Consider the following 26,075-nt stretch of genomic DNA (forward strand, 5'->3'; position numbering starts at 1 on the left):
ACATGAAAACATCTTTCGCATTCACACGACCCGCCAGGACGCTGGCGCCGCTCGCCCTCGCGGCGGCGTTGACTGGCTGCTCCATGGCACCGAAGTATGACCGGCCCGCAGCGCCGATCGACACGGCTTATCCCTTGGGCGCGGCCTATGTGGAACCGGCGGCCGCGACGCCCGACGACGCGATCACGGCCGAGATCGGCTGGCGGGACTTCTTCCGCGACCCGCTGCTGCAGCAGTTGATCGGCATTTCACTGGAGAACAACCGCGACATGCGCAAGGCCGCGCTCAACGTGGAGGCGGCTCAGGCGCTGTACCGTATCCAGCGTGCCGAGATGCTGCCGAACCTGGGCGTTTCCGCCCGCGGCGCGTCAGAGCGCGTACCGGCCGACCTCAGCACCACGGGGCAAAGCGACGTGCTCCGGCGCTACGACGTGGCCGGGGTGACGGCCGCCTGGGAACTGGACCTGTGGGGCCGCATCCGCAGCCTCAGCGACCGGGCGCTGGCGTCCTACCTGGCCCTCGACGAGACCCGCATCGCCACGCAGATGAGCCTGGTGTCCGAGGTGGCCAGCGCCTACCTCACGCTGCGTGCCGACCAGGAACTGCTGCGCCTGACGAGCGACACCCTCGCCACGCAGAAGCGCTCCTACGGGCTGACCACCCAACTGGTGGAAGCGGGCAACTCCACGCAGCTCGACCTGCGCCGCGCAGAGATCGCGTTGCGCACCGCCGAGGCCAACCATGCCGCCTACACACGGCAGGCGGCCAAGGACCGCAACGCGCTGGTGCTGCTGTTGGGCCAGCCGCTGACGCCGGAGCTGTCCCGGCAGCTTGACGAGGCCATGGCGCTGCCGGACGACATCGTGCCGACCGGCCTGCCGAGCGGCCTGCCGTCCGAACTGCTCGCGCGCCGGCCGGACATCCGCGCCGCCGAGCAGATGCTGATCGGCGCCAACGCCAACATCGGCGCGGCGCGGGCCGCGTTCTTCCCGACGATCAGCCTTACGGGCTCGGCGGGCACGGCCAGCGCTTCGCTGGACGGCCTGTTCGATTCGGGCTCGCGGGCCTGGAGCTTCCTGCCGCAGATCACGCTGCCCATCTTCCGCGGCGGCGCGCTGCGCGCCAACCTGGACGTGGCGCACGTACAGAAGCGCATCGAGATCGCCAACTACGAGAAGTCCATCCAGGCGGCCTTCGCCGAGGTGGCCGACGGCCTGGCGGGCAAGCGCACGCTCGATGAGCAGATCCGCGCGGAGCAGCTCCTGGTGGCGGCCAGCCAGAAGGCCTACGAGCTGGCCGAGCAGCGCTTCCAGGAGGGCGTGGACGACAACCTCACTGTACTCGACGCGCAGCGCACGCATTACGGCACGCAGCAGACCCTGGTGCGCACGCGCCTGACGCGGCTGAACAACCTCATCCATCTGTACAAGGCGCTGGGCGGCGGCTGGACTGAGCACACGGTGCAATCGGGCGCCACGGCGCAGCAGCCCGCCCGGTCGCCGGGATGAGGGCCGGCGCGCAGCGGTGGCGTCCCCCATCGCTGCGCGCGGAGAGCTGGATGAGGATTGGTGAACTCGCGCGCTTGACCGGCACGCCCCCTGAGAACATCAGGTTCTACGAACGGGAGGGCCTGCTGCCCGCTCCCGAGCGGTCCCGCAACAACTACCGGCGCTATGGCCCGGCCCATGTCGAGCGGCTTTACCTGATTCGCAACTACCGCGCGTCGGGCATCGGCCTGGATGACATGCGCAACTTGCTGGGCTGGACGCATCGCGAGTCCCCGGAACCCGAGCTGCTGACGCAGGCTGTCCGGGACCATCTCGCCTATGTCGAGGAACGCATGGCGCAACTGACCCGGGTGAAAGAGCACCTGCTCGCATTGGAACGGCAGGCTGTTCCTTCTGCCGCTCGGGAGATTTGCGAGGAGCGACCAGGTTGCGGCGGTTCATGAGCATCGCATGGCCGAATCATGGTCGGATAACTGAACATATATTCATGCGTGTAATATTTCCGGCCAGACAAACGAACAAGAAAGACCGCCCATGACCGACCAGAGCATCACGCGCCGAAACATCGGCGTTCTCACCGGCGCGCAGGCGCTCGGTGGCGCCAGCGCGCCCATCGTGATGTCGCTGGGCGGGCTGGTCGGCCAGCAGCTTGCCAAGGACTCGGCCTGGATCACCTTGCCCGTGAGCCTGTTCGGCCTGGGTCTTGCCATCGGCACCTTGCCTGCGGCGTTCATCATGCGGCGCCATGGCCGCCGCAACGGATACGTGGTCGGGGTCGGCTTCGGCGTGGCCTCGGGCCTGATCGCCGCGCTGGGCATCATGCTGGCCTCGTTCTGGATCTTCTGCGCCGGCACCTTCCTGGCGGGCTTCTACGGCGCGTATGTGCAGAGCTACCGCTTCGCAGCCGCCGACACCGCCGAGGACGCGCTCAAGGCCAAGGCGATTTCCTGGGTGATGGTGGGGGGTCTCGCGGGTGCCATCATCGGGCCGCAGTTGGTGATCTTCACGCGCGACGCGGTAGCGGGCACGCCCTACGTCGGCAGCTTCCTCAGCCAGGCGCTGCTGCCGCTGATCGCCCTGCCGATCTTGCTGATGCTGCGCACGCCGCGCCAGACCCCGGCCGAAGCCGCCGCCGACAGCGGCCGCACGGTGCTGCAGCTCCTGGCGATGCCGCGCTACGCGCTGGCCGTGGCCGCGGGCGTGGTGTCCTATGGGGTGATGGCGTTCGTGATGACCGCCGCGCCGGTGGCGATGGTCAACCACGGGCATTCGGTGGACAACGCCGCCCTGGGCATCCAGTGGCACCTGCTGGCGATGTTCGGGCCGAGCTTCTTCACTGGGCGGCTGATGGTGCGCTACGGCAAGGAGCGCGTGACCGCCGTGGGCATGGTGCTGCTCGCCGCCTCCGGGGTGGTGGCCCTGGGCGGGCTCGGCCTGTCCCACTTCTGGGGCTCGCTGGCGCTGCTGGGCATCGGCTGGAACTTCAGCTTCATCGGCGCGACGGCGGTGGTCACCGATTGCCACACCCCGGCCGAGCGCAGCAAGGCGCAGGGCATGAACGATTTCTTCGTCTTCGCCGCCACGGCGGCCGTGTCGTTCCTCGCGGGATCGATCCTGCACAGCTCGGGCTGGCAGGCGGTCAACTGGATGATCTTCCCGGCCCTGGCGCTGATCTTGGTGCCGCTGCTGTGGCAGACCGCGCGAAAGCCGGTGCGGCTAGGTCCGGGCTGATCGGGCCGATGCGGGAGGTGTTCCATCTAGCGGTCGCCTCAGGCGCTACATCACCTGCTTCCACCGCTGCAGCTTCGACAGCGCGTTGTCGTTGGCGGCGGAAGTGAAGGACTGGATCTTGCACCGAGGGTCTTCATCGGCATCAACGGCGAAATGAGGGGCTTGACCTTCCAACAATGGGAAGCCCTACAGTGACTCCATCAACCTCATTCAAGGAGTTTTTCATGAGAGTCAACAAGTTCAGCCTGTTGTTCATTGCGGGCGCCGTCGTGGTCGCCATCGGCCTGATGGCCGTTCAGAAGAAGGTGGTCTCGTCGGGTGAAGTGATGCAGGCCAATGCGAGCGGAGATCACCAAGGGCACGCGATGCCCTCCAGCGCCTCGGCCAATGACAGTCCTTCCACGACCGCGTATCGCGCCGTGAACGACCAGATGCACGCGGGGATGGGAGCGCAGTTCACTGGCAACGCCGACGTCGATTTCATGCGCGGCATGATCCCGCACCACCAGGGCGCGATCGACATGGCCAAGGTGGCGTTGCAGTACGGCAAGGACCCGGAGGTCCGCAAGTTGGCTGAGGAGGTTATCTCTGCGCAGGAAGGCGAGATCGCCATGATGAATAAGTGGCTTGGAGAACGCGGCCAACAGGCGGCGACCGGCAGCTCGGGCGACGCCTCGACGACCGCCTACCGTGCCGGCAATGACCGCATGCACGCCGACATGATGATTGACTTCAGCGGCGATGCCGATGTGGACTTTATGCGCGGCATGATCCCGCATCACCAGGGCGCGATCGACATGGCCAAGGTGGCGTTGCAGTACGGCAAGGACCCGGAGGTCCGCGAGTTGGCTCAGGAGGTTATCTCTGCGCAGGAAGGAGAGATCGCCATGATGAAGAGCTGGCTTGCCGCTCGGGGAAAGTGAAGGCACGACCATGAACCAAGCCAGCACCCCGCGCATCATCATCTATAGCACTCCAGCCTGCCCGGACTGCCGGGTGCTGAAGGAGTGGCTGTCCCAGCAGAGCATCGTGTTTGAAGAACGCGACCTGACCGACCCGAAGATTTCTGCGGAAGCCAAGTCACGAACCGGCGTGCGCGTGGCTCCGATCACGCTCATCGGTAATGAGGTCTTCTATGGCACCTTTGCGAGCCAGAAGCCGGGGCTGATGAAGGCGCTCGGCCGTTCGACAAGTAGATGAAGGGTCTCAAGAAATACTTGGCCCGCGCTGCCGTCCAAGCTCCCAAGATACGCCGCCACCGCGCACCACGGCGGCGATATGCTGCCCCAGCCGCTGCTCGATCACCGGCCGCCACGGCACCAACCTGAATCCCATGCCGTCGTCCAGCATCGCGTAGCGCCCGCTGGCGAGCATGACGCTGCGCCGGTAGATGCCAGCCACGCGCTGCCCGTCGGCCACCGGGCGATGCTCCAGGCCGGTTTCAGCGGCAATGTCCTTCGCGGCCTGTGCCAGTTCCCGGTTGCGCAGCGTGCCCAGCAGGTTGCGCGCCAGGATCACGCGCTGCCCGCGCCGCTCGGCCAGCCCCTGTTCGGCCAGGAAGTCGGCGCGCTGTTGCATGGCCTGTTTGGCCTCGCCACCAAAGCCCAGGTCGCCCAGGCCCGAGCCGCCGCCGATCAACTGCTGGTCGAGCCACGTGGCCCCGATCACGCGGGCCTGCCGCTCGATGGGCAAGTGCGATTTCAGCTCCACGGCCACGCCGCCCAGGCGCTGCGCGTCGTACTGGCGGCCACGCTCGGCCAGGTCGTCCGGCACCTTCCATAGCCCTTCGGCAACGCGCTCCACAATGCCGGCCCGACGCAGGGCCTCCAGCCGGCGGATGTGGGCGGCGACGACTTCTTGCGGGTCGCGTCCGGCCTTGGCCCGGCCCTGCCCGATCGCCAGGTGATGGTCAGTGCGGTACAGGCCATCGCTCGCCAGCGCGGCGATGTTCTTGTCGGCTGCGCGCACGTCGGCCGAGCCTTTCACCTCCACCACGGCGCCGCTCGGGTAGTTCGCCAGCTCGTCGCGGGCGTTGAGCGCGACGTAATGGGCCTTGCCATCCACGCCGTCAATGACCAGATAGCCCCGGTCGCGCAGCTCGTCGGCCAGCCCCTTCGCGGCCACGCGGCCGAGGATGGTTCGGCCACTTCCATTCGTATCCTGGCCCGGCTCGAACATCGCCAGCTCGCGCGGCTCGCCACGCATGGCCCGCTGCATGGTGCGGATGATGTCTCCGCGCTCGCCCAGGGCGCGCAGGGTCTTTTCCGCATCCGCATGGACGGCCCAGGTGCCAGGCTGCGTCTCGTCGGCCAGGCCCAGGCGCTGCAAGCGTTGCAGGCGGCCGATCAGCAGCTGGCGCTGGCGCTGCACGCGGGGTTCGTTGAGCCGTTCGACATGCACCAGGCCATCGTCGCCGGCCTCGCGCTTCAAGGTGCGATCCAGGCTCGTCCATCGCTCCTGTTCCACCTCGCGCTGCAAGGTCTGCTGGATCTCCAGTTCAGTGCGCGGCCCCAGCCACTCCGTCGCCAGTTCGGCGGCGCGGTGGCGGAAGCCGTCGGCGATGTAGTCGCCCGCGATTATGAGGTCTTTGCCGGTGTCGTCGCGTCCGCGCACGACGATGTGCGTGTGCGGGTTGTCGGTGTTCCAGTGGTTCACGGCTACCCAATCGAGGCCCGTGCCCAAGTCGGCCTCCATGCGCCCCATGAGGTGCCGCGTGTAGGTGCGCAGGTCTTCCAACTCCGCGCCATCCTCGGGCGAGAGGATGAAGCGGAAGTGGTGCCGGTCGTCGGCGCAGCGTTCCTTGAAGGCGTCGAGGTCGGCGGCGTCGGTCTGCGGCCCGTAGGCTTGGCCCAGCTCGCCGTCGCATCCCACACCATCGCGTTCGATGTAGCGCAGGTGCTTGGCAAGCGACTGCGGGCTGGCCCGCTGGTGATTCACCAGCAAGGTCTTGATGGTCGCGCGCCGCGACATGGGCGTCAGCTTCGCCCCGGCGAAGCGTGCTGCCGTGTGGCCGCGCCCCAGGCGCGAGCCGGGACGCTGGCCGGTGCCATGCGCTGCGCCAGAACGGCGCACTGCGGACTTGCCGCTGCTGGCCTTGCCCGCCTGCTTGAGCACCTTGGAAACGAAGCTCTGCCCCTGACCCTTGCCCCGGCTCTTCGGGGCGCTGGGGCGCACGCGGAAATCGTCGTCTTGGCGGTCGGTCATTGCCGTTCTCCCTGCAAGCTCTGGCGTGTCCTGTCGTGCGAAGCACGCGGACATGCCTGCATTGGCGCGGGCCTCGCGCCATACGCGGCACGGCGGCGAAGCCGCTCCGTGCCGCGCCAACCCCACGTGCAGACTGGCTTTCGACGCGGCCCAGTGCCGCGTCCTTTTGTCTTGCCTTCCGCCTTTGCCCCTCGCTGGCGCTCCGGGCAGCGGCGGCCCGGCGGCGCTGCTGCGCGAGCAGCCAGCGCGCCGGCGAACGCGGCGACGGCCACAGGCCGGCAGCGTTCGAGGCAAGACGCCTGCACGTTGGACGGCTGCGCCGAAGGCAGCGCGAAGTGCGGTGCGAATGCACCCACACTGCACGCGCGACGATACGGCGACGCCCAGCAGAACGACACGCCCGATGGCACGACAAGAGGCACGGCAACGTGCAGTGAGTCGGTGGTCATCATGGGCGAGCCTCCAGCCAGATCGGACGCGCGACGCCGATCACGGCGGACGTGCTGACCGGCCCGAAATACCGGCTGTCGAACGACGCCGGATTGGTCGAACTGAGCAGGAACAGTTCGCCAGGCCGAAGCTGCCGGCACTGCGGCCAGGACGGCAGCGCACGGCCCAGCCGGTCGGCAGGCCGAACGGCGGCCACCGGCACGCCGTCGATCCACACCAGCGCGTCGAAAACGCAAACGTGCTGCGGCGCGACCGCGCCCACGCGCTTGAGCAGTGGCACGCGCGCCGGCAGATAGCCGCGCTGCGCGGCCAGCGCGGCGGCGTCTGGCGGCAGCGTCGTCAGGACGATGCTGTCCACGGACAACGGACGTGGCAGCGAGCCGGGCCGATGGCGCAGCGGATCGACGCGATACCAGCCGACGGCCACGCTGTCGGACGGGTTGTAGATCAGGCGCGGCAGTGGATGCACGAAGGACGCCCAGGCCAGCGCAGCGAGGCCGCAGGCCGCGAGGCCCGCGAGTACGATGCGAGCGCGCAAGCGTGAGCGGGCCTGCGAGCGAGGACGCGGCGCCGTGCCAGTAGTGGAAACGGTGGTCATGGCAGCGCTCTCCCGGTCAGCCAGGCGGCGTGCCGCTCGGCGGTGTATTCGGGCAGCGGCAGGCGCGCGGCGAGCCGGTTGGCGAGCGTGCGCCAGTACGCAGGCGAGGTGGCGACGGGCGCGATGCCCAGCGCCTCGATGGCGTCGATGCGTTCCAGCACGGCGCGCACTTGCCCGTCGCCCTCCGCGTGCAGCAGCAGGCGCGCGCCCGGCTGTACGCCGGGGATGCGCTGCGCCGCGTCCAGCGGTGTGCAGGTTTGCATCACCATGAGCTGCCAGCGCACGGTGCCGTAATCGTTGGCCTGCCAGCGCACGCGGCAGAGCACAGCGCCCGGCAGGAACACCGCGCTGCGCCGCCAGCGGTCGAGCTGGTGCGTGCGTGCGGGTTCGCCGAAGCGCAGGTAGAGCTTGAAACGGGCCTCGATGTAGGCCAGCGCCACGCGCGTCAGCGGCGCGCTGGCGGACTGGCCGGAAGGCGCGATGACTGATGGCTGTGGCGCAGCCGTGGCCGCGCCAGCGGCAGGCGCGGCAGCAGGTGCAGTGGATGCGGTCATGGTGTGTTCTCCCTGCGGTTCTCGGGAAACTCCCGCTCCAGCAGTCCGCGCAGCAGGTCGGCGACGGTCACGCCTTGCGTGAAAGCCGACACCTTGATGCGCGCCCGCAGCGCGGGCGTGATGTCGAGGGTGAGGCGAGCCGTGTAGAGGTCACCCTTGCCCAGCGCATCGGCGTCGCCTTGGCGAATCCACGCCTCGGCGTGCGGATTCGCAGGTGGGCGTGCGCCGATGCCGACGCGCTTTGCGCGAGGTGGTGGCTTCGCTGTCATGTCGTCCACCGCAGCAGTTCGTCCACCAGGGCGGTGATTTCGCGGGCGGCGGCGCTGTCCGGCGCCGTCTCGCGTGCAAGCCGGCCAGCGGCCACGCTGTCGGCGAACACGATGCGCTGATGCACTTCCGCGCGCAGCGCAGGAAGCGGCTGGTCGGCGAGCGCCTGGCGCGCTTCGCGCCCGATCACGGTGGTACTGACACGCCGGTTGATGACGAAGGCCGCGCGCAGCGCAGGCCGGAACACCTGCGCCTCGCGGATCAGCGTCACCATCTCGGCGCTGGCCCACAAGTCGTAGGGGCTGGGCTGCACCGGAATCAGCACGCGCTCGGCCGCCAGCAGCGCGGAGCGCGCGAGGGCGGCGATGCGCGGCGGCCCGTCGATGACGACGTGATCTGCCCGCCTGGCAAGCTCTGGCGCTTCCTGATGCAGCGTCTCGCGTGCGAGGCCCACGGCGCTGAAAAGCCGTGGCAAGCCTTGCTGGCTTCTGCGCTGTGTCCAGTCCAGCGATGACCCCTGCGGGTCGGCGTCCAGCAGCACGACGTGCTGGCCGCGCATCGCCAGCTCGCCGGCGATATGGGTGGCGAGCGTGGTCTTGCCCACGCCGCCTTTCTGGTTGAGCAGCGCGACGATCATGGCCGGGCCCTCCGTGTTGGAAAGCCCGGCTGTTGCTGCTGCGTTTGTGGCCGCGTGGCGGTTATCCACCGCAGCGGCGTTTCCCTACTAAAAGTTAGAGAAATTAAGTTAGGGAAGTTAGGGGGCGCGGAAACCCAGTGCTGGCGCGGGTTTGCGGCCGATTTTGTTGCCTGATAGCACGATAGTTCGTTGCTTGATAGCACGATACCTCTGTTGCCTGATAGCACGAGTCCGTCCACAGCTTCTCCCGCAGTTATCCCCGTGCCGTGGACGGCACGGGCCGGAACGTGAGCAGCGGCGAGGAAAGCCCGGAGACGTGCTCGATGCCCAAGTGGTAGCCGGGCAAGGACTGCCGCGCGACCAATGCCCGCAAGTCGGCGGCGAAGTCGTAGTAGCGCGCCACGCTGCCCGATTTGCGGTACAGGTGCTGAAAGTCGAACTGCCAGCCATGTTCCTGCTTGCCGCCGTGCTTGCGCACCAGGCGGTACAGCCACCGCTCGATGCCGCCGGTCAATCGGAAATACGCCGGGTCGATGGTCAGCACCAGGGCGGCGTCGATCACGCCCGCATAGAACCAGTCCGGCAGGATCAGTTCGATGCCCAGCGGCGTGCCGCTGGCATCGGCCAGTTCCTTCCATTCGTTGATCCATGAGAAGCGATGCAGACGCCGCCCGGTCGTCTCGCGGATGGACGTGGCCACCGTGGTCGATTGCAGGCGATCCAGGGCCGCTTTGAGGCGCTGGTAGTCGCGCAGCGACTTGCCGCGCCCGATGAAGCGCAGGATCTCGTAGGGCGTGGCTCGCATCAGCCGCGACGGCCGCAGGCCGGCGTCCTTTGCTTCCACGATCTGCGAGGCCGCCCAAATCAGCACGTCGGCATCCCAAATCGTGGCGATGCCGTGCTCCTGCGTGCCTTCCACGCGGATCGTCACGTTGCCCGCGCGAAAGTCGATGGGCTTGACCCGTTTGGACTTGGCGAGCGAGAAGAACGGATAGGCCATCAAATCCTGGCTGTCGCGCGGCGCCATGTCGCCGGGCAAGGCGCGGAACAGGTCGAGCTGTTCGCGCTCTTGCATCGGCCGCTGCCGCACGGGCAGCGCGGGGCTGGACATGGCGATGGCCTGACGCGCGCCAGCGATCAGCGCGCACGGCTGTCCGCCGAGTGATGCTCGGCGTACTCGGGATCGGAAGTCGTCTCGAAGCTGCGATCAGACGCCCAGGCATCGAGGTCGGCCACGGCGTACATGACGCGCCGGCCGAACTTGCGAAAGCGCGGGCCACCGCCGATCACGCGCTGTTTCTCCAGCGTGCGCGGCGACAGGCGCAGGTACTCGGCGGCTTCGTCGTTGGTGAGGTAGCGTTGGGGCTGCGCGGCAGCAGTCGAGACAGTGGCGGCAGGCCGCAAGGGAGCGGGACGCATGGTGTGAACCTCCATCGTTTGGAAACGCCCGGCCACACAGCGCGACCGGATGGAGGCAGTCTCAAGAAAGGTCGGGTTTGCAATCAGGGCCGTCTTGCGTCGGCGGCAAGACGGCCCTTCTCAAGCGGCGGCAGTTCTGCTAGGCGGCGATAACCGCCACGCATCAGCTCGTCGCCTCGCCGTACCAGGCGGCGAGTCTTGGCGCGCAGCCCGCCGTCGCTGTACCAGTGAGCGTCCACGGTGTCGGCACCGAACAGCCCTTCGGCCACCTCGCGCAAGGACGCGCCCGCCAGGGTCGCGTCGAGCGCCTGCAAAGTGTGCAGTTCCAGCATTGCGGCTGGCGACGGCCGAGGCTTGGCATCGGCCAAGTCTGAACTGGGCGCATGCCCGCGCGTGGGCGCGATAGCGCCGCCGCGGTAGGCATAGGCCACGGCCATGCCGTCTTCCAGGCCGGGCGCCAGCGCGAAGCGCGAGCATCGGCCTGGGCTGCGCGCGATCAGCGCCAGCCCTTTGCCGTCGTGCAGCAGTTGTTTGTGCCCAGGGATGTGCCAGAACGCGAAGTCCGTCGCATGGGGCGGCGGGTCGGCGTCGGGGTAGAGCTGCACCACGGCCGCATGGCCGGGTAGCCAAGCAGGATGCGCGTCGCGCGCATCCAGCGCCGCGTCTTCCAGCAGGCGCAAGCCCCAGCGATGCGCCGCGTCCTGTGCCGCCTGTGGCCGGCGACGGCGGCGCAGCCAGTCAAGCCGGTAGTCGGGGTTCCTGCGCAGGTATTCCCAGGCAAGCTCAAGGCCGTCCAGATGCAGCACGTACAGGTACGCAGCGGTTGGATACCAAGGCTCTGCGCTGCGATCGACCATGACGGAACCTCCCTGCGAACAGGACTCGCCGCCACGGAAGGACTACGCGCTACATCGTCGTCTTCAGAACGTCATGGGGTACAAGGCTAAATGGGGCTGTCAAGACTGATTGGCTCCGATGCGTTGCGGTAGTCGTCTCAAAGGCGGGGCAGCGGCGCCCACTCGTGGGGCACCGTACCAGCCAGCCAGCCTGCCGCAAGCCGCGCCAGGGATCATGTCTGTTTGGATCAGACTGGTGCGGCTATGCCGCAAGAATCCCGATTGAGACTTGCCCGGTATGACACCAGACCGAAATAGTCACAGTCGGCTGTGTTCAGTCGGGGATAGCCCCGTCCCGCTCGGCCAGACGGGTGTACTCCGACAGCGTGCGCGTGGGCCGGAAATAGCAGTCGCGCAGTACGGGCCGCTTGAGTGGCCCGACGATGCCGGCCAAGTCGGACAGCTTGACGGTGCCTTGCGCCGGCATCCCCAGCCCCAAGTCGATGAGGCCCCAGGCAGTGTCGCCATCGGCGGGATCGAGCGCAGCCAGCAGCCAGGTCACATGCGCGTCCGGCATGAACAGCCGCACCACGGGCACTGGGTCGATGGCCCGGCCAGCGGGGCGGGCCTCGCCGTTGGCGAGCAGTTGCGCGCGCTCCGGGGCGGTGGTGAGTGGCTGGGGCATGGTCGGCAATCCCACAAGTCCAATGTTGCACGAACGCGGTTTCACGCCGAAGCACAGAACCGCCAAGCCGGATTTGCGCCTTCGTGCGCAAGCATGGATGCGGTTCCGTGGCTTTACTGGAACCCGCCGATACGGATTTCCGTAAAAGCACAAAAACGGAGAACAACACCAAATGAACACTATAGATTGTAGCCCTATAGGGCGCAATCGAATGTCATCTTGGTTTTTCAAGGGAAACCATAGGTGGCGGCTCGGTACTCATTGGCGAAGGCATTGAAGACGGTCAGGAAGGCGCGTGGCTTGAGCCAGGAAGCCTTCTCTGACGTGTCCAGCCGCACCTATATGAGTACCCTCGAACGCGACCTAAAAAGCCCGACCCTGCACAAGCTGGCCGAGCTGTGCGAGGTGATGGAGATCCACCCGCTTACGTTGCTGACGTTGGCCTATGCGGGCGACAGCCCGCGCAAGGCCGACGAGCTGCTGGCGCAGGTGCGCCAGGAGCTGGAGGCGGTGTTGAGCGAACACGACGCGGCAAAGCCGCGTGCGTGATGCGCTGATGTGCTGCGATCAGCAGCACAGCGCCCCGCCGCGATGGGCGGGGCGCTGCGGCGGTCAGTCCGCCGCCTTGGGCTTGCTGCGCGACCAGATCAGGTCGTGCGTGCCGTCCTCGTTGCCGATTAGGCGGGCATAGACCGTTGCGGGAAACGAACGATCGTCGATGCTCACGGACAGGTAATCCCGCCCGGCCTCGCTGGTCTTCTTCCACGCCGCGCCGATGTCGTGGCCGGCCGCCTGAAGGCGGAAGTCCGGGGCGCTCTCGGTGTCGCCCTTGTCGTTGGGAACCAGCTTGACCTTGACGTTGAGCGTCAGGGTGCGGAGCTGGCCGGTGTAGCCGTCTTTCTCTGCGGTGAAGGTGCCGATGGTGGCCATGATGTTTTCTCCTTTCGGTTGAACAAGGTTCGCGCCCATTGCGTCCTTGTTGTGATCCGGCCGGCGGGGGACGGGCTGGCTGCACCGCTTGCGGTCGAAACGCAGTGGAGAACCGGGAGGCGAAAAGAATTTGTCCCGCGAGGAATGCGCGCAGCGCAGGGGAAATTGTTTTCGCCGGACGGTTGCGGCCATGAAGCCCGAGGCGCAGCCGCGCCACCGCCAGGATTCACAACGAGACAAGGACGCCTTGGGCCGAACCGCTCCGAAAGGAGATGGGGCCGGCTCGGCATCCCCGCATGAAGGCTGCTCCGGCTCGCCCGCTGACGCGGGCCAGGTCAACGACCCGACGACAGGCGAGAACGCCCCTGCCGCACCTTGCGGTGCCGGTCTTGAGGCGTGGCGTGGAAGCTCCATAGCGATGCCGGGCGGGTTGTCCGTGAACCGTCCTTTGTGACGTGACAGGCAGGAACCGCCAGCGTTGAGGGCGGCACGCATTTGCACAACCTGCCGCAGCAAGCGCCAGCGTGTTCGCCAGCGCGCCGTCCATCGCGGCGGGGCGCTGGCCAGGCCGATCCGGCGCAGCCGGTTCGGCTGCATCGAGGGGCGCCAAGCATCGCGCGGCGGGGATAGCCGTAGGGCTTTCCCCTGGAGGCAAGCGGAGCGCGCAGCGCCGCAGGCGCGAAGGCGTGAGGGATTGAAGCCGAATGGCCGTGACGGCAAAGACGGCACGGGGCGAAGCCCGAAAGCCCGGCGGCGCATCGCGCCGACACGCCCAGGCCGTTCCCAAGCTGAGGGCCATGCACGCGGCACACTCAAAACTGGCGCTGTTGCCACGCATTGCGCGCATGACGTTGCCGAGCCAGATACCCGGCTGCATCAACGCCGCCGCCTGAGCCAGTGCGAAGGCGGCGGCGTTCTGGTGCGGCTGTTGGCCTTGAACACCGGGCGCGGCCACCGCCGCGCCCGGTTGTGCATTTCACCGCGCCCAGGACGGAACGGCCTGGGCGCGGTGCTGATTTAGTCCTTCGTCTCGATGAGCCACCACACGGCACGCGGCAAGGCGCGGCCCGTGATGGGGTGAATGTCGGTCAGGTCGGCGCGGGCTGACCAGCCCGAGGGCGGGCGGTAGCCGCGCACGTCGCCGTCGCCGTGCCAGCGGCGGGCGCGTACCGCGCCGGGGGCATAGATCGCCGCCATGCGTGGGCGGCTGGTGGTCGTGCAGGTCATGGGGTGCTTTCCTTTCAGCGAAGCGCCCCGGTCGAGGCCGGGGCGCTTGCCTTGGGCGCGAGTCAAGCGGCCAGCGCCTCGGCGGGTTCATCCGCCATTGCCTCGGCATCCTCCGGGGCGTCGTCCTGCTCCTGCGGTTCTGGCTGCGTGGCTTCCGGCGTTTCGGCCTTGAAGATGGCGGGCATCCAGCCCGTGCCATCGGCCAGCCGTTCCGCTTCGCTGGCAATGTCGGCCTTCTTCAACTTCGCCAGCCGGGGGGTTTGCGTCGGGGCGAACTGCTCCACGGCTTCCAGAATCGCGGCCTTCGGTACATGCCGGAAATACGCCTCGGCGGTCGGCTGCCACCATGCGGCCATGTCGAGGCCCACGGCTTGCGCCAGTTCCTCGCCGGGCTGGTGCGGCGTGGCGCGAGGCGTCACCACGTCCACCGTGGAAGCCACGCACGCGGCCAGCAGCTTGACCAGTTCGTCTTGCGGCTTCGCCAGCAGTGCGGCGAACAGTTCGGCGCTGTCCTGCGGCAAGCCAGCACCCGCCACCTGTTGCAGTTCGCGCAGCGCCACGGCGGCGGACGATTCGGGCCAGTCCGGGGCCATGCCTTCCAGCCGGTCTTGCACGCTGAGGCGCACGCCGAGCGGCAGGTCGTCGCCGTAGGCGTCGGGCTGCAAAACCTGCTGCACCATGCCATGCACCAGCGCGGCCAGCGCCGCTTGCGGATGCCGGGCCACTTCGATTTGCAGCGCCGCCGTGCGGTGGGCGCTCAACCGCTGCGCCAGCCGGTCGGACAGGCTCGCGGCCTTGGGCGCGTCGTCGGCGTCGTGGCCTTCGTCGTTGTCGGCTTCGCTTTCGGCGTTGCCGAAGCCGCGCCGCAGCTTTTCCAGCGTGCGCAGCGCCTTGGCCTCGGCCTCGCGCAGCAGGCCGCGATGAATGACGGCCTCGCCGTTGCGGTCGATGGTGACGATGGCACCGGCCACCTCGCGCACCTCGGGCGCATAGCCTTGTAAGGCGTCCTCCGCGTCTTGCAGTTCCCCGACCACCTGATCGCGCCGCTGTTCCAGCTTCTCGGCCTTGGCCTCGTCCTCGGCGTCGCTGGCTTCTTCCAGTTCGGCGTCGATCTTTTCAAGGCGGTTTTCCAGCGAGGCGATGCGGCGGGCCTCGCGGGCGGTCGGCTCGCGGCGGTGACGCGGTGCGTTCTGGAACGCCTGCCGTTCCTCGTAGGCCAGATGCGGCACGGCTTCCACCCATGCCCAGCCCTCGGCGCGCACGTCTTCGGCCAGCGTTGCCAGCTTCTCGCGCGCCAGCGTTTCCAGCACTCCGGCGTCGGTGAGGTAGGTTCCGGCATCGCCTTCGGCGAACAGGTCGCGGCGGATGCCGCCGCCTGCCTGCCGGTAGGCGTCCAGCCCGACGAAGCGCACCAGCGCGTGCGTGGCGTCGATTTCGCGCTCGGTCAGACGTGCGCGCAGCGCGGACGGGCTGCGCTGCCATTCCGGCGCACCATAGAACGCGGCTTCCTGCGCGGCTTGTTCGTCGGTGATGGTCAGGGCCATCAACTGTTCCAGCGTGACGGCTCCGGCGCGGTAGTCGGCCATCAGGCGCGGCGCGATGTGGGCGAGCTTCAAGCGGCGCTGCACCACCAGCGGGGACACGCCGAAGTCGGCGGCAATGTCCTCGATGGGCCGGCCTTCCTTGACCAGCGCGGCGAACGCCTCGAACTGGTCGGCGGGATGCATCTGTTCGCGCATCAGGTTCTCCGCGAGGCTGACGGTGCGGGCGCTGCCATCGGCCACCAGCAGGCACGGCACCTCATAGTCGGCGGGGATGCGGTGCTTCTTCGCCAGCAGCTTCAAGGCAGTCAAACGGCGATCACCGGCCACCACCTCGTAATGCTCGCCATCGGCGGATGCGATCACGATCAGGTTTTGCAGCAGGTCGATGCGGGCGATGCTCGCGGCCAGTTCGGGAATGGACAGGCGCGGCATCTTGCGGGCGTTGCGCTTGGAGCGGCGCGGCAGCAACTGCGAGAGGGCAACCAAGATCAGGTTCTTGGACGGGTCGGCCATTTCCAGCGGTGCGGCGATTTCGATGGCGCGGGCTTCGGTTTGAGTAACGGCGTTCATGGTGATAACTCCTATGGGTTCAGGGGATGCAGCAGCGAGGGAAGCGGCAAGGGCTGCTGCCTGCCCCTGCCGCGTGGGGATTCAGGCTTTGAGCTGGCGCAGGCCATCGGCCAGCAGCCACAGGGCGCGATTCAGGCGCACGCTCTGGTCGATGCCCTGCACGGGCCGGGTGGTCTGGCGGCGGCCATTGGCGGCGCGGGCGGACAGGCCGCCTTTGATGAGGTTTTCCTGCGTGCGGTTGAACACGCTCCACAGGTCGCGGCGGTCGTCGTCGCCACGGCGTGGCATGAGGATTTGCGATTCGGTGACGGGTGCGGGCTTGTCCTCTTCGTACTTCAAGGACAGCGCGGCGCGGGCGAACACTTCCGATTCCCCGGCGTCCAGCGTGATGGCGCGCATGGCATCGCGCGATTCCTGCGCCCGGTCGAAGCCGTGCAGGACTTCGTAAGCGCCTTCGATGACGTGCCCGGCTACGTCGCCCTTGTGCGGCACGCGCACGTCGGCCACGGTGTCGCCGCAGACAAGGCCATTGCTGCAAACGAAGCGGAACATCCCGGCCAGCATCTGATAGCTGCTGGTGCCGTCATGGGAGTTCAGCAGGATGATTTCGTTGGCCTCGCGGCCGTTGATCTGGCTGGCGTGGCGCAGCCGGATCATGTGCTTGGTGTAGTCGCGGCGGTCGTCATGGCGCACGCGGGTCTGGCACACCATGAAAGGCTCGAAACCTTCCCCGCGCAGTTCCTGCAACACGGTCGCGGTGGGGATGTAGCTGTACCGCTCGGAGCGGCTTTCGTGCGGGGCGTCGGCAAAGATGGACGGGGCCACGCGGCGGATTTGGTCATCGGACAGCGGGTAGTCGCTGCGCAGCGCCGGGGAACGGGACGCGAAACGGGATGCGAGTTGCATGATCTTTCTCCTGACAAAAAGAGGTTTGCTGTTCACACCGCACACCGGATTCCTAGATTCGGAGCCCAGCCTTTCGGCTGTTCGGTGCGGTCGGCACGAGGAACCCGGTTGGCCCTGTTGCCACCGTCTTTCCTGAGTTCATCGCCCGCGACGGGCAGGAGCGCGCGGACGGGGGCCGTCAAGGAGACAAGCGCAGGGTTGGTGCGGCCCGCAGGCGCAGCCGAGGACACGGCCCTGCGCGCCTTGACGGCACACGGACGCGGGCTACAGTCGCGGACAAGGTGATGAAGTCAGGGGAGACGGCTGGACATGGCAACGGCCCTCCCCTTGCGCTGACCGCACGGCAAGCGAAGCGCGCAGGCCCGAAGCTGGAAGCCGGGCCGGAGGCGTCAGCCGAGCGGAGCGAGGGAACGATGGAAGCCCGACAGGGGCGAGACGCCGCAGGCGGCTCGATGCGCTACGCGCACGACAGCGCGACCGGCCATCTCCCAGGTGGCCGGGGACGCCCAGCCTTCAAGGTTCGATGAGCACCAGGCGCAGGGGATGCACCACACCCCAGGCATCGAGAAGCTGATTTCTGCTGTGGCTGCGGATTTATGGCCGATCCGACGCGGCCGGTTCGTCGGTATCGAGGCGCGCCAAGCACAGCGCGCAGCGCACGGGAGGGGCGCGAAGGCATCAGGCCGAGTCGTCAGGATGCAGGCGGCGTACTCCAGAACAGACGCAACGATTTGCAAGTGACACAGAGGCCCAAACGGGGCACAATGTAGCTACAACAAGGCTTGAGGCATGCAATGGCAAGCAGCAGTGATGTAGTCCGCGCCCGGATTGACGGGCATATCAAAGAGGAAGCCACGAACGTTCTGGCGGGCATGGGCTTGTCCGTGTCGGACGCCATTCGGGTGCTCCTCACGCGGATTGCGGCCGACAAGGCCCTCCCGTTCGATATCAATCGTGTGCAGGCCCAACCCGACACGAAGAAGCCACGAGCTTCTGCCTAAAAAACTCCAAGAACATCAAGGCTAGGGCCTGACTGCATGGATCGCATACAACAGCTAAATTACGAAAAGGACTTCCGCATTGCCTTCTTGGAATCCAAGGGAGATGGCTTTCAACGTCTTTTCGAGAAGCTGATGTCGAAGGCGCACCCCAATGACTTCATGGCGTGCCGGCCTTGGGGGAACGTCGGTGATCGCAAGAACGACGGCTACCTCCCCTCCGCGCGAACCCTGTTCCAGAGTTACGCCCCCAACGAACTGAGCGCCGCCGACGCTATCAAGAAAATCAACGAGGACTTCGAAGGGGCCAAAGAGCATTGGGAAGAACACTTTGATGAGTGGACCTTCGTTCACAACGCGCCCGATGGGCGTTTGGGTCCGCACATCATCGAAGCCCTGGCCAAACTCAAGCAAGACAATCCGAAAATCAAAATTGGACATTGCGGGTACGAGGAAATGTTGGCGAAGTTCCGTCAGCTAAGCCTTGAAGACCTTGAGTCGTGGTTTGGCCCGTCACTTACGATGGAAGCGAACGTCAACCTGGGTTTCGGCGACTTGGCCGCGGTACTCACGCACATCAGCATCACCCCCGTCCCCACGACGAGTGACGTAAAGGACGTGTCGCGCGGAAAAATCGAAGCGAACCTTTTGTCTCAGGCAGTTGCAGACTTCCTGAAGATCGGCATGCAGAAGTCGCCGCTCGTTGCGCAGTTCTTCAATAACTGGAAGAACCCCACCTACGGCGAACAGATCGCGCAAGCGTTCAAGACCGAATATGTTGGCTTACGTGACCGCGTTCCGCCGCTCCATCCTGATGAAATATTCGGCCGCCTAGAGACATGGGCGGGCGGTACGGCGAATACCACGCCTGCGCACAAGGCAGCAGTTTTGGCCGTGATGGCATATCTATTCGACAAATGCGAGATCTTTGAAGATGCTCAAGCGACGGGGGCCGCATGATTCTCCCCTCCAAGCATCTACCGCAGGATCGCGCGCTGTTGACGGTCGGCGCGCACGTGTTGAGCTTCCTCGTACGCCCCAAGACTGTCTCCGCACTCTGGGAAGAGTTGAACAAGCATGACGTTGGCCCGGCTGCAATGCCTCGACGAATCACCTATGACTGGTTTCTGCTCGCGCTCGACCTCCTTTACGCGCTGGGAACCATTGAACTCGAAAGTGGCTTGGTGGCACGGAGGACCGCGTGATTCACCACCTTTTCAGCACGCTACCTAGCTTCAAGAATCTTGGAGAACTGAAGCCCGGCCTGAACGTACTGCTCGCCGAAAAGACCGAGGGGGCGACGACCAAGCAAACGCGCAATCGTGCCGGAAAAACCAGTTTCGTTGAGCTAGTGCATTTTCTGCTCGGCGCCGATGCTGGCCCAGAGTCCATTTTTCGTACGCCGGAGCTGGTCGAACAGACCTTCGGCATGGACTTTGATTTGAAGTCGGAACGCACGGTCGTCGAGCGCAGCGGCGGCTCCAAAGCCAAAATCTTTGTGACGGTCCCGCCTGCCGGCAAGATCAAGTTCTCGGCCACCGAGTGGTGTACGTTCCTAGGCGAACAGATGTTTGGCCTCAGTAGCCTTGAAGCCGCAGGCAGCAAGCCGCCGTCTTTCCGGTCGCTGTTTGCCTATTTTGTACGCCGGCAGGCAAGCGGTGCCTTCACGACGCCGGAAAAGCAGGCCGCGATGCAGGGAACCGGCGACATGCAGATGGCGCTGATGTTCCTGCTCGGGCTGGACTGGCAGATTGCACGAGATTGGCAAGCAGTGCGCGATCGGGAAAAGACCCTTGAAGAGTTGAAGAAGGCGGCTGGGAACGGTGCCTTCGGTTCAATCATCGGCAAGGCCGCCGACTTGCGCACGGAGCTAACGATTCAGGAAGCTCGCCTCAAGAAGCTTCATGCAGAAATCGACACGTTCCAGGTCTTGCCGGAGTACCGGGAACTGGAGGTCGAAAGCGCCAGCTTGACCCGCCAGCTCAACGAGCTGGCCAATGCGAACACCATCGATTTCTCTGCGATTCGCGACTTGGAAGGTGCGCTGGCCTCTGAGGTTCCGCCAGAACATGAAGATCTTCAGGCGGTCTATCAGGAAGCAGGCATCGTGCTACCCGGCTTGGTCAAGCGTCGCTACGAGGATGTTAAAAGCTTCCACGACTCAGTGGTTCGCAATCGCAAAGACTATCTATCTAGCGAGCTCGAAGCTGCAAGGCTGCGTATCGAACTGCGAGACAGTAAGAAGGCCCAGCTCGATCAGCGGCGCGGCGAGATTCTTGGCATTCTCAAGAGTCATGGCGCACTCGAACAATTCCTCAAGCTGCAAGGCGAACTGGGGCGGCTAGAGTCGGAAGTGGAATTGCTGCGACAACGCTTTGAGGCCGCCGAGCAACTCGAAGGCACAAAGAACGAATTGGAGATAGAGCGCAACCGCCTCACGATTCGCTTGCGCCGCGACTTTACTGAGCAGAAGGACCGACTCGCCGAAGCCATCGTCGCCTTCGAGGAAACCTCTCAACGACTGTATGAGTCAGCCGGCAGCATGACGGTTGATGAAACCTCGAATGGTCCGATCTTCAAGTTTCCGATGCAGGGACAGCGCAGCAAGGGCATCAAGAATATGCAGATCTTCTGCTTCGACATGATGCTTATGCGACTGTGCGCGGGCCGAAAGATCGGGCCCGGCTTCTTGATCCATGACAGCCATCTATTCGACGGCGTCGACGGCCGCCAGGTCATCAGTGCGTTGCGCCTGGGCTCGGAGATCGCGCAGGAGCTTGGCTTTCAGTACATCGTGACGATGAACGAAGACGATGCATTCAAGGAGATCATCGATGGCTTCGACTTGAATGACTATGTACTCCCTCAGCGGCTCACCGATGCCACGGAGGACGGCGGCTTGTTCGGCATACGTTTCGGATAGAAGTAGAGTCACATAGGTTTGTTTTTAAGCGTGGCGCTCCTCTGGGGCTTAAAGGGATAAAGAATGGACAAGAAGACAAAAGGATCTTGGCTGATCCACCACACGAACAAGCTCCAGGGAGTGACCAACCAATCAGGTTACGAGAAGACCTACTTGGCTGGGAAAGCGGGAATACTTTTGTCGGCCATTTCCGCGAATAAGGACAGCACTGTAAACAACGACAGGCTCTCTGTCCTAGCGAAAGCCGCCAACATCAACACGACATTTGAGCTGCCCAAGCTCATCGAAGTACTGGAGCAAAAGTCGCTTGTCGATAAGTCAGCCGGCGGAGTTGCAGTGCTTGGCGTAACCACCACTACAGCCCTGCAACACACCGCGGATCTGTTCGATTCACTCTCACCGGCAACCAACGAAATCGCTTCGATTGCCCTCGCGGAGCGTGCCTCCGTCGCACCGATCCTTGCGAAAGATGTCGCGTCTGACTTGGCCGATACCTACAAGATCGCAACTGGGGATCTGACGCAACTCTTCTCAGAGGCCGAACAAATTGGCTTTGTTGATGCGGAGAAGCTTGGGAACAACCAGACTTTGCTCTTCAACGGGAATCTCTTTCGACGCGATACCACGCAGAAAATCAAAGCCGTCTTGGACTCATTAAATGTTGCCGAGCAATCGAAGCTGACCGAGCTTACCGAGACGCTGAGAAAGAAGGCGTGCGTAACGACGGATTATGCAAAACAGTTCTTGGGTGATGCCCTCTTCCAAAAATTGACAGCGATTGGCCTGTTCGATGTTAGCGTAGTGAGCAACTCGACTGAAGACGTTGGCTTCCTTACTTTGCCCTCTGCGTTCTCAAAATATAGTAATTCCATGGTGGACGATGCTTTTGACCTTGCAAAAGCTTTCGTGAGTTCCGTCACCTACGGAATGACCAAGAGCTACTATGAACGCGGCCAGATTCAGATGGTTGATGCGCTGCTAGGAGCATTGGTCCGAGGCGAAAGTGTCGGACCGGTTCGCGCCATAGCAGAAGACTACAAAGTTCTCGAACTGAAAGGCGTGGTCGAAGTCAAACAAGGAATGAAGAAGGGGCGCTCTGGTCCGATGCTTCGCTTACTGAAGAAAGAGGTGGGCGAGCTGGCCTTGCAAGCCATCCGGCAGGGTGACGTTAGCGAGCACTCTTTGAACGCATTGCCGACTGCTGCTGTAACTACATTCAATGGCCCAGAGCACAATCGTGAAAAGGCTCGAAGGACACAGACAAAGATGAGCCCTAAAGCGACCAATGACATGCTTTCCATCCTTCGAACGGGAGGTGGACTATGAGCAAAGGCAATCAAGATGTTCTGACCAAGGGGCCGAGAATGGAAGAGCTGCTTCGCAGCTATTTCCTTAAAACCGGTTACTACGTTGTTCGCGGCGTCCCATTTATCTATGAAGGTTTTGATGTTACCGACATCGATCTTTGGCTGTACAGCCGCACATCTTCGGTATCCCGTGAGGTTGCCTTAGTTGACGCAAAGAATAAGAAAACCCCGCAAGCGATTGAACGCATTTTCTGGGTGCAGGGGCTGCGGGTCGCCACAAAGGCGACCAATGCGATTGTGGCCACAACGGAAAAGCGCCAGGAGGTCAAGGACTTTGGCCGAGAGCTTGGCGTTCTGGTTCTTGATGGCGCCTTCCTCGGAAAGCTCGCCAAGTCGGAAGATCCAAATTCAGCGCGACTTTCTGATGAAGAGTTCTTTGCTCGAATTAATGACTACTCTTTGAGCAAATTGGATGGAGATTGGCGTGGGCGAATCGTTCTCTCCAAAAGCCTGCTAGCTAAGTCGCTATCTTTTGATAGCTGCAATGAGTGGCTTGGGCAGGGAAAGTTCTTCGCGGAACAATCGATGACAAAAGGAGCATCCAGAGAGACCGCTTTAAGATGCCTCTACCTCGTTTGCTCTTTCATCGCCGTCGCGGTCGATTACTCCATGAAGGAGCTCTCATTTCTTGAACAGTCCGAGCGAAGCGAACTAATAAAAGATGGATTCACCTATGGCTCCAGAGGTAGCTCTGGGCTTAAAAGGGTTTTGAATGTTGCAATGGGCTTGGTCGAAGAGCACGCGACTGACGGCCCAACAATATCGCGACAGGTCAGAACCAGCGTAGAGAAGCAATTGGCCCAGCTCAACACTGCAATATTGGGCGATTACTTCTCAAAGAATGATGTCGCCCGGACACTGTTCGGCGCAGCGAGAGAATTCGAACAACTTGCTATGGCCAAGGAATTCAAGTCGCACGCGAGTGCGAGCATCGAACTCCGCAGTACTTTGTTCTGCCTGCTCGACTACTGGGCTCTGGACAGGGTAAGGTTTTCGGAGGCCCTCGGAACCTAAGCACCACTACCGGAAGCTGCGCCTATTTTTGTCGTGCCATCCAGCTTCCGGTGAATCAGCGATACAAGGGTCAGGATGTCCAGTGCGTCTTGTTCAGACATAGGCCAGTTCGTCTTGGGCGCATGGGCAAGTGGATTGCGGACGGCTCCGAACAGCCCGATCAGCAAGTTGGCAAAGCCTTTCTGCTCACTCTTTGTTAGTGCCAGTGCAAACGTGATCAGCAGTGCCAGTCGAACATTGACCAGGGGCTAAAGCTGGTTCCATTAGAAACCAGCTGTGGATAACTATAGGGTGGATGCTTCGGTAGGGCCTCCTTTTTTTGAACTGGTGGTTGGTATTGCCGAGCCGTCAGGCGAGGCCCCTTCCTCCGCGGTCTCGCTAACCTGGGCGGCCACTGCCTTCTTGGTCTGCTCACGAGCCTTGATGCGCCCCTTGGCTTCGTGCGTGCTGTGGCGGAAGCGGTAGGACTCGTTGCCGGTCTCGATGATGTGGCAGTGATGGGTCAAGCGATCCAGCAACGCGGTGGTCATCTTGGCATCGCCGAACACCGTGGACCACTCCGCGAACGTCAGGTTGGTGGTGATCATCACGCTGGTGTGCTCGTACAGCTTGGACAGCAGGTGGAACAACAAGGCGCCACCGGCCTGGCTGAAGGGCAGGTAACCTAACTCGTCGAGCACGACCAGGTCCATGCGCACCAGACTCATGGCGATGCGTCCGGCACGGCCCTGGCTCTTCTCATGCTCCAGGGCATTGACCAGATCGACCGTGGAGTAGAACCGCACTCGCTTGGCGTGCCGGGTGAGCCCAGCAATTCCCAGCGCCGTGGCCAGGTGGGTTTTGCCGGTGCCTGGGCCGCCGACCAGCACCACGTTCTGCGCATCCTGCGTGAACGAGAGGTCCGCCAGTTTCTGGATCAACGCGCGGTCGACCGGCGCAACGGTGAAGTCGAACCCAGCCAGGTCGCGGTGCATCGGGAAGCGTGCCGCCTTCATCTGGTGGGCGATGGATCGCATCGCCCGATCAGCATCTTCAGCCTGCAGCAGGTGCTCCACCAGCCAGCGTGATGCAGCCAAGGCCGTATCGCCGCCTTGCTCCGTCAGATCGGCCCAAGCCGTGGCCATGCCGTTGAGCCGCAGCGCCTTCAGTTGGGCCTGTACATCGATGGAGGTCTCACGCATGGCCCACCTCCTGCCCGCCTAGATGATCCTGGTGGGTGGGGCGCAGCCGGTCATAACGCGCGGTATCGGCCTTGGGCGCCTGGGTGAGTTGCAAGGACGTCTGCGCCTGCGCCGGCGTGGCCGGGTTGTTCAAGCGGGCCAGCACGTTGCGCACGTGTTCCACGCTAATGCTGCCGCTGGGGGTCCTGCCTTCGAGTACCAGCTCGATGGCCACCAGCACCGCTTCCAGCCCGGCCTGCGGCACCACGGCCAGCACCTGTGCCATGACCCGGTCTCCTCCAGGATGCCTGAGCAGCGACTGGCGCAAACGCAGCAACGGCGCCGGCAGGTCCAGGAACGGCGTGCCGTTGCGCAAGGCGCCCGGTTTGCGCTGCACCAGGTCGATGTAGTGCTGCCAATCGTAGCTGGTCTGGCCGCTGCCCGGCAGCCGGGCGTGACTCGCGACGATGGCGTCCGCGGCCGCCACATCGATTCGCTCGGGATAGACGCGGGTGCTGACGATGTGGCCGGCCCACTCGCACGGCACGGAATAGCGGTTGCGAGCGGCAGCCACCAGGCAGGTGCTGCTGACCCGGGCCAACCGTTCGACGTAGCCGTCGAAGGGGGCCGGCATGGACATGAGGTGAGGCTTCTCCAACTCCCACATCTCGGCCACGGTGAACTGCCGATGGATCGGGTGCGTGGTGTCGCTCCACACCGAACGACATCGCTCGCTCAGCCAGGCATTGAGTTCGATGAACGAGCCGAAGCGACGGGTCGCGGCTTCGATCCAGATGCGCCTGCGGCTGTCCTGCACGTTCTTCTCCACCACCCCCTTCTCCCAGCCCGAGGCGACGTTGCAGAAGTCGGCATCGAACAGGTAGTGACTGCACATGGCTGCGAAGCGCGCGTTGACGGTGCGCTGCTTGCCACGCTGCACCTTGTCCACAGCGGTGCGCATGTTGTCGTAGATGCCGCGTCGGGTGACGCCACCAAGTGCCTGGAACGAGCGTGTGTGCGCGTCGAACAGCATCTCATGGCCCTGGCTGGGGTAGGCCACCAGCCAGAAGGCCCGGCTGGCGCACAGCTTCAGGTGCGCCACTTGCACGTTGTAGAACACACCGCCGACGAGCATGGCTTCGACGCTCCAGTCGAACTGGAAGGCCTCGCCCAGCTCGAAGCTCATCGGAACGAACGCCTTGGCCGGACTGGCTGCGGACTCCACCCGCCAGCGCCGGATGTAGTCGGTGACGGCGCTGTAGCCGCCGCGATAGCCCTGGGCCTGTATCTGAGCAAACAAAGCTCGGCCGCTGCGCCGTCCCTGCTTGGGGCGATGGCTGTCGGTCGTGAGCGCTTGATGCAGGATCGGCTCGAACGCAGTTAGCTTGCCATCGAGCTTCACCCGCTCGTACTTCGGCACAACATCGCCGGGCGCCTTGAGCCACTTCTTGACCGTGTTGCGCGACAGGCCTGTGCGCTTTGCGATCTCGCTGAGAGAGAGTTGGTCGCGCAGCCTCATGCGCCTGACCTTGCCAATCATGTCCATG

At 64.5% G+C, this 26,075-nt stretch carries 28 protein-coding genes; 12 read left to right on the forward strand and 16 right to left on the reverse strand.

The window, feature by feature from the left end:
- Positions 1-2: 2 nt before the first annotated feature.
- From AT699_RS16860 to AT699_RS16880, 5 genes are all read left to right on the forward strand, one after another.
- The gene (locus AT699_RS16860; RefSeq protein WP_024069210.1) at positions 3-1,508 is read left to right on the forward strand and encodes an efflux transporter outer membrane subunit; all 1,506 of its coding nucleotides are present in this window, start codon (positions 3-5) and stop codon (positions 1,506-1,508) included.
- Between the two features lie 50 nt (positions 1,509-1,558).
- Positions 1,559-1,951, forward strand: coding sequence for a MerR family transcriptional regulator (locus AT699_RS16865; RefSeq protein ID WP_019396549.1), 393 nt, complete (start codon positions 1,559-1,561; stop codon positions 1,949-1,951).
- A 91-nt stretch (positions 1,952-2,042) separates the two neighbouring features.
- Positions 2,043-3,239 carry an MFS transporter gene (locus AT699_RS16870; protein WP_024069211.1) on the forward strand — a complete coding sequence of 399 codons (1,197 nt, stop codon included), beginning with the start codon at positions 2,043-2,045 and terminating at the stop codon, positions 3,237-3,239.
- 224 nt (positions 3,240-3,463) lie between these two features.
- The gene (copM, locus tag AT699_RS16875) at positions 3,464-4,162 is read left to right on the forward strand and encodes a CopM family metallochaperone (RefSeq protein ID WP_058207351.1); all 699 of its coding nucleotides are present in this window, start codon (positions 3,464-3,466) and stop codon (positions 4,160-4,162) included.
- A gap of 10 nt (positions 4,163-4,172) precedes the next feature.
- Positions 4,173-4,439: a glutaredoxin family protein gene (locus AT699_RS16880; RefSeq protein ID WP_008786730.1), complete on the forward strand. Its 267-nt coding sequence runs from the start codon at positions 4,173-4,175 to the stop codon at positions 4,437-4,439.
- A gap of 6 nt (positions 4,440-4,445) precedes the next feature.
- On the opposite strand, the gene AT699_RS16885 is transcribed toward AT699_RS16880, so the two are convergent.
- From AT699_RS16885 to AT699_RS16925, 9 genes are all read right to left on the reverse strand, one after another.
- Positions 4,446-6,443, reverse strand: a complete 1,998-nt coding sequence (locus AT699_RS16885) for a relaxase/mobilization nuclease domain-containing protein (RefSeq protein ID WP_024069214.1) — start codon at positions 6,441-6,443, stop codon at positions 4,446-4,448.
- 448 nt (positions 6,444-6,891) lie between these two features.
- Positions 6,892-7,491, reverse strand: a complete 600-nt coding sequence (locus AT699_RS16890; RefSeq protein ID WP_058207352.1) for a S26 family signal peptidase — start codon at positions 7,489-7,491, stop codon at positions 6,892-6,894.
- A complete protein-coding gene (locus tag AT699_RS16895) occupies positions 7,488-8,045 on the reverse strand; it encodes a DUF2840 domain-containing protein (RefSeq protein WP_024069216.1) in 558 nt (185 codons plus the stop codon). The genes AT699_RS16890 and AT699_RS16895 overlap by 4 nt, the downstream gene beginning before the upstream one ends.
- The gene (locus AT699_RS16900) at positions 8,042-8,314 is read right to left on the reverse strand and encodes a hypothetical protein (protein WP_024069217.1); all 273 of its coding nucleotides are present in this window, start codon (positions 8,312-8,314) and stop codon (positions 8,042-8,044) included. The genes AT699_RS16895 and AT699_RS16900 overlap by 4 nt, the downstream gene beginning before the upstream one ends.
- Positions 8,311-8,949: a ParA family partition ATPase gene (parA, locus tag AT699_RS16905; RefSeq protein WP_024069218.1), complete on the reverse strand. Its 639-nt coding sequence runs from the start codon at positions 8,947-8,949 to the stop codon at positions 8,311-8,313. The genes AT699_RS16900 and parA overlap by 4 nt, the downstream gene beginning before the upstream one ends.
- A 253-nt stretch (positions 8,950-9,202) precedes the next feature.
- On the reverse strand, positions 9,203-10,060 hold the full coding sequence (locus AT699_RS16910; protein WP_024069219.1) for a replication initiator protein A: 858 nt from the start codon (positions 10,058-10,060) through the stop codon (positions 9,203-9,205).
- Between the two features lie 26 nt (positions 10,061-10,086).
- The gene (locus AT699_RS16915; RefSeq protein WP_024069220.1) at positions 10,087-10,368 is read right to left on the reverse strand and encodes a helix-turn-helix transcriptional regulator; all 282 of its coding nucleotides are present in this window, start codon (positions 10,366-10,368) and stop codon (positions 10,087-10,089) included.
- Between the two features lie 83 nt (positions 10,369-10,451).
- Entirely contained in the window at positions 10,452-11,225 is a 774-nt protein-coding gene (locus AT699_RS16920) for a DUF2285 domain-containing protein (protein ID WP_024069221.1), read from the reverse strand.
- Between the two features lie 313 nt (positions 11,226-11,538).
- On the reverse strand, positions 11,539-11,889 hold the full coding sequence (locus AT699_RS16925; protein ID WP_024069222.1) for a DUF2958 domain-containing protein: 351 nt from the start codon (positions 11,887-11,889) through the stop codon (positions 11,539-11,541).
- A gap of 243 nt (positions 11,890-12,132) precedes the next feature.
- Between AT699_RS16925 and AT699_RS16930 the strand changes: the two genes are divergently transcribed.
- Complete coding sequence (locus AT699_RS16930; RefSeq protein WP_058207353.1) at positions 12,133-12,438, forward strand: helix-turn-helix domain-containing protein; 306 nt, start codon at positions 12,133-12,135, stop codon at positions 12,436-12,438.
- 63 nt (positions 12,439-12,501) lie between these two features.
- Here the strand turns inward: AT699_RS16930 and AT699_RS16935 are convergent, their stop codons facing one another.
- From AT699_RS16935 to AT699_RS16950, 4 genes are all read right to left on the reverse strand, one after another.
- Positions 12,502-12,819 carry a DUF736 domain-containing protein gene (locus AT699_RS16935; protein WP_058207354.1) on the reverse strand — a complete coding sequence of 106 codons (318 nt, stop codon included), beginning with the start codon at positions 12,817-12,819 and terminating at the stop codon, positions 12,502-12,504.
- A 1,017-nt stretch (positions 12,820-13,836) separates the two neighbouring features.
- Entirely contained in the window at positions 13,837-14,046 is a 210-nt protein-coding gene (locus AT699_RS16940; protein ID WP_024069225.1) for a hypothetical protein, read from the reverse strand.
- Positions 14,047-14,108: 62 nt separating this feature from the next.
- Positions 14,109-16,160, reverse strand: a complete 2,052-nt coding sequence (locus AT699_RS16945; protein WP_024069226.1) for a ParB/RepB/Spo0J family partition protein — start codon at positions 16,158-16,160, stop codon at positions 14,109-14,111.
- Positions 16,161-16,241: 81 nt separating this feature from the next.
- The gene (locus AT699_RS16950; RefSeq protein ID WP_024069227.1) at positions 16,242-17,066 is read right to left on the reverse strand and encodes a DUF932 domain-containing protein; all 825 of its coding nucleotides are present in this window, start codon (positions 17,064-17,066) and stop codon (positions 16,242-16,244) included.
- Positions 17,067-17,860: 794 nt separating this feature from the next.
- On the opposite strand from AT699_RS16950, the gene AT699_RS16955 reads away from it, so the two are divergent.
- The 6 genes from AT699_RS16955 (at position 17,861) to AT699_RS16980 (ending at position 23,368) form a co-directional block, all read left to right on the forward strand.
- Positions 17,861-18,067 carry a type II toxin-antitoxin system RelB/DinJ family antitoxin gene (locus tag AT699_RS16955; protein WP_058207355.1) on the forward strand — a complete coding sequence of 69 codons (207 nt, stop codon included), beginning with the start codon at positions 17,861-17,863 and terminating at the stop codon, positions 18,065-18,067.
- Positions 18,068-18,103: 36 nt separating this feature from the next.
- Positions 18,104-19,024 carry an ABC-three component system protein gene (locus tag AT699_RS16960; RefSeq protein WP_024069229.1) on the forward strand — a complete coding sequence of 307 codons (921 nt, stop codon included), beginning with the start codon at positions 18,104-18,106 and terminating at the stop codon, positions 19,022-19,024.
- Positions 19,021-19,269, forward strand: coding sequence for an ABC-three component system middle component 6 (locus tag AT699_RS16965; protein WP_058207356.1), 249 nt, complete (start codon positions 19,021-19,023; stop codon positions 19,267-19,269). The genes AT699_RS16960 and AT699_RS16965 overlap by 4 nt, the downstream gene beginning before the upstream one ends.
- Positions 19,266-20,987, forward strand: coding sequence for an ABC-three component system protein (locus tag AT699_RS16970; RefSeq protein ID WP_024069230.1), 1,722 nt, complete (start codon positions 19,266-19,268; stop codon positions 20,985-20,987). The genes AT699_RS16965 and AT699_RS16970 overlap by 4 nt, the downstream gene beginning before the upstream one ends.
- A gap of 63 nt (positions 20,988-21,050) precedes the next feature.
- Positions 21,051-22,313, forward strand: a complete 1,263-nt coding sequence (locus AT699_RS16975; protein WP_058207357.1) for a hypothetical protein — start codon at positions 21,051-21,053, stop codon at positions 22,311-22,313.
- On the forward strand, positions 22,310-23,368 hold the full coding sequence (locus tag AT699_RS16980; protein WP_058207358.1) for a hypothetical protein: 1,059 nt from the start codon (positions 22,310-22,312) through the stop codon (positions 23,366-23,368). Before AT699_RS16975 ends, AT699_RS16980 begins: the two co-directional genes overlap by 4 nt.
- Here AT699_RS16980 and AT699_RS31025 read toward each other — a convergent pair.
- The 3 genes from AT699_RS31025 to istA all read right to left on the reverse strand — a co-directional run bounded on the left by AT699_RS31025 (position 23,365) and on the right by istA (position 26,074).
- Entirely contained in the window at positions 23,365-23,535 is a 171-nt protein-coding gene (locus AT699_RS31025; protein WP_232254221.1) for a TIGR02391 family protein, read from the reverse strand. The two genes, AT699_RS16980 and AT699_RS31025, sit on opposite strands and share 4 nt — an antisense overlap.
- A gap of 117 nt (positions 23,536-23,652) precedes the next feature.
- Positions 23,653-24,549, reverse strand: coding sequence for an IS21-like element helper ATPase IstB (istB, locus tag AT699_RS16985; protein ID WP_024069231.1), 897 nt, complete (start codon positions 24,547-24,549; stop codon positions 23,653-23,655).
- Positions 24,542-26,074 carry an IS21 family transposase gene (istA, locus tag AT699_RS16990; RefSeq protein ID WP_054076172.1) on the reverse strand — a complete coding sequence of 511 codons (1,533 nt, stop codon included), beginning with the start codon at positions 26,072-26,074 and terminating at the stop codon, positions 24,542-24,544. Before istA ends, istB begins: the two co-directional genes overlap by 8 nt.
- Position 26,075 lies beyond the last annotated feature (1 nt).

It is taken from the genome of Achromobacter xylosoxidans, from assembly GCF_001457475.1.
GTDB lineage: Bacteria > Pseudomonadota > Gammaproteobacteria > Burkholderiales > Burkholderiaceae_B > Achromobacter > Achromobacter xylosoxidans.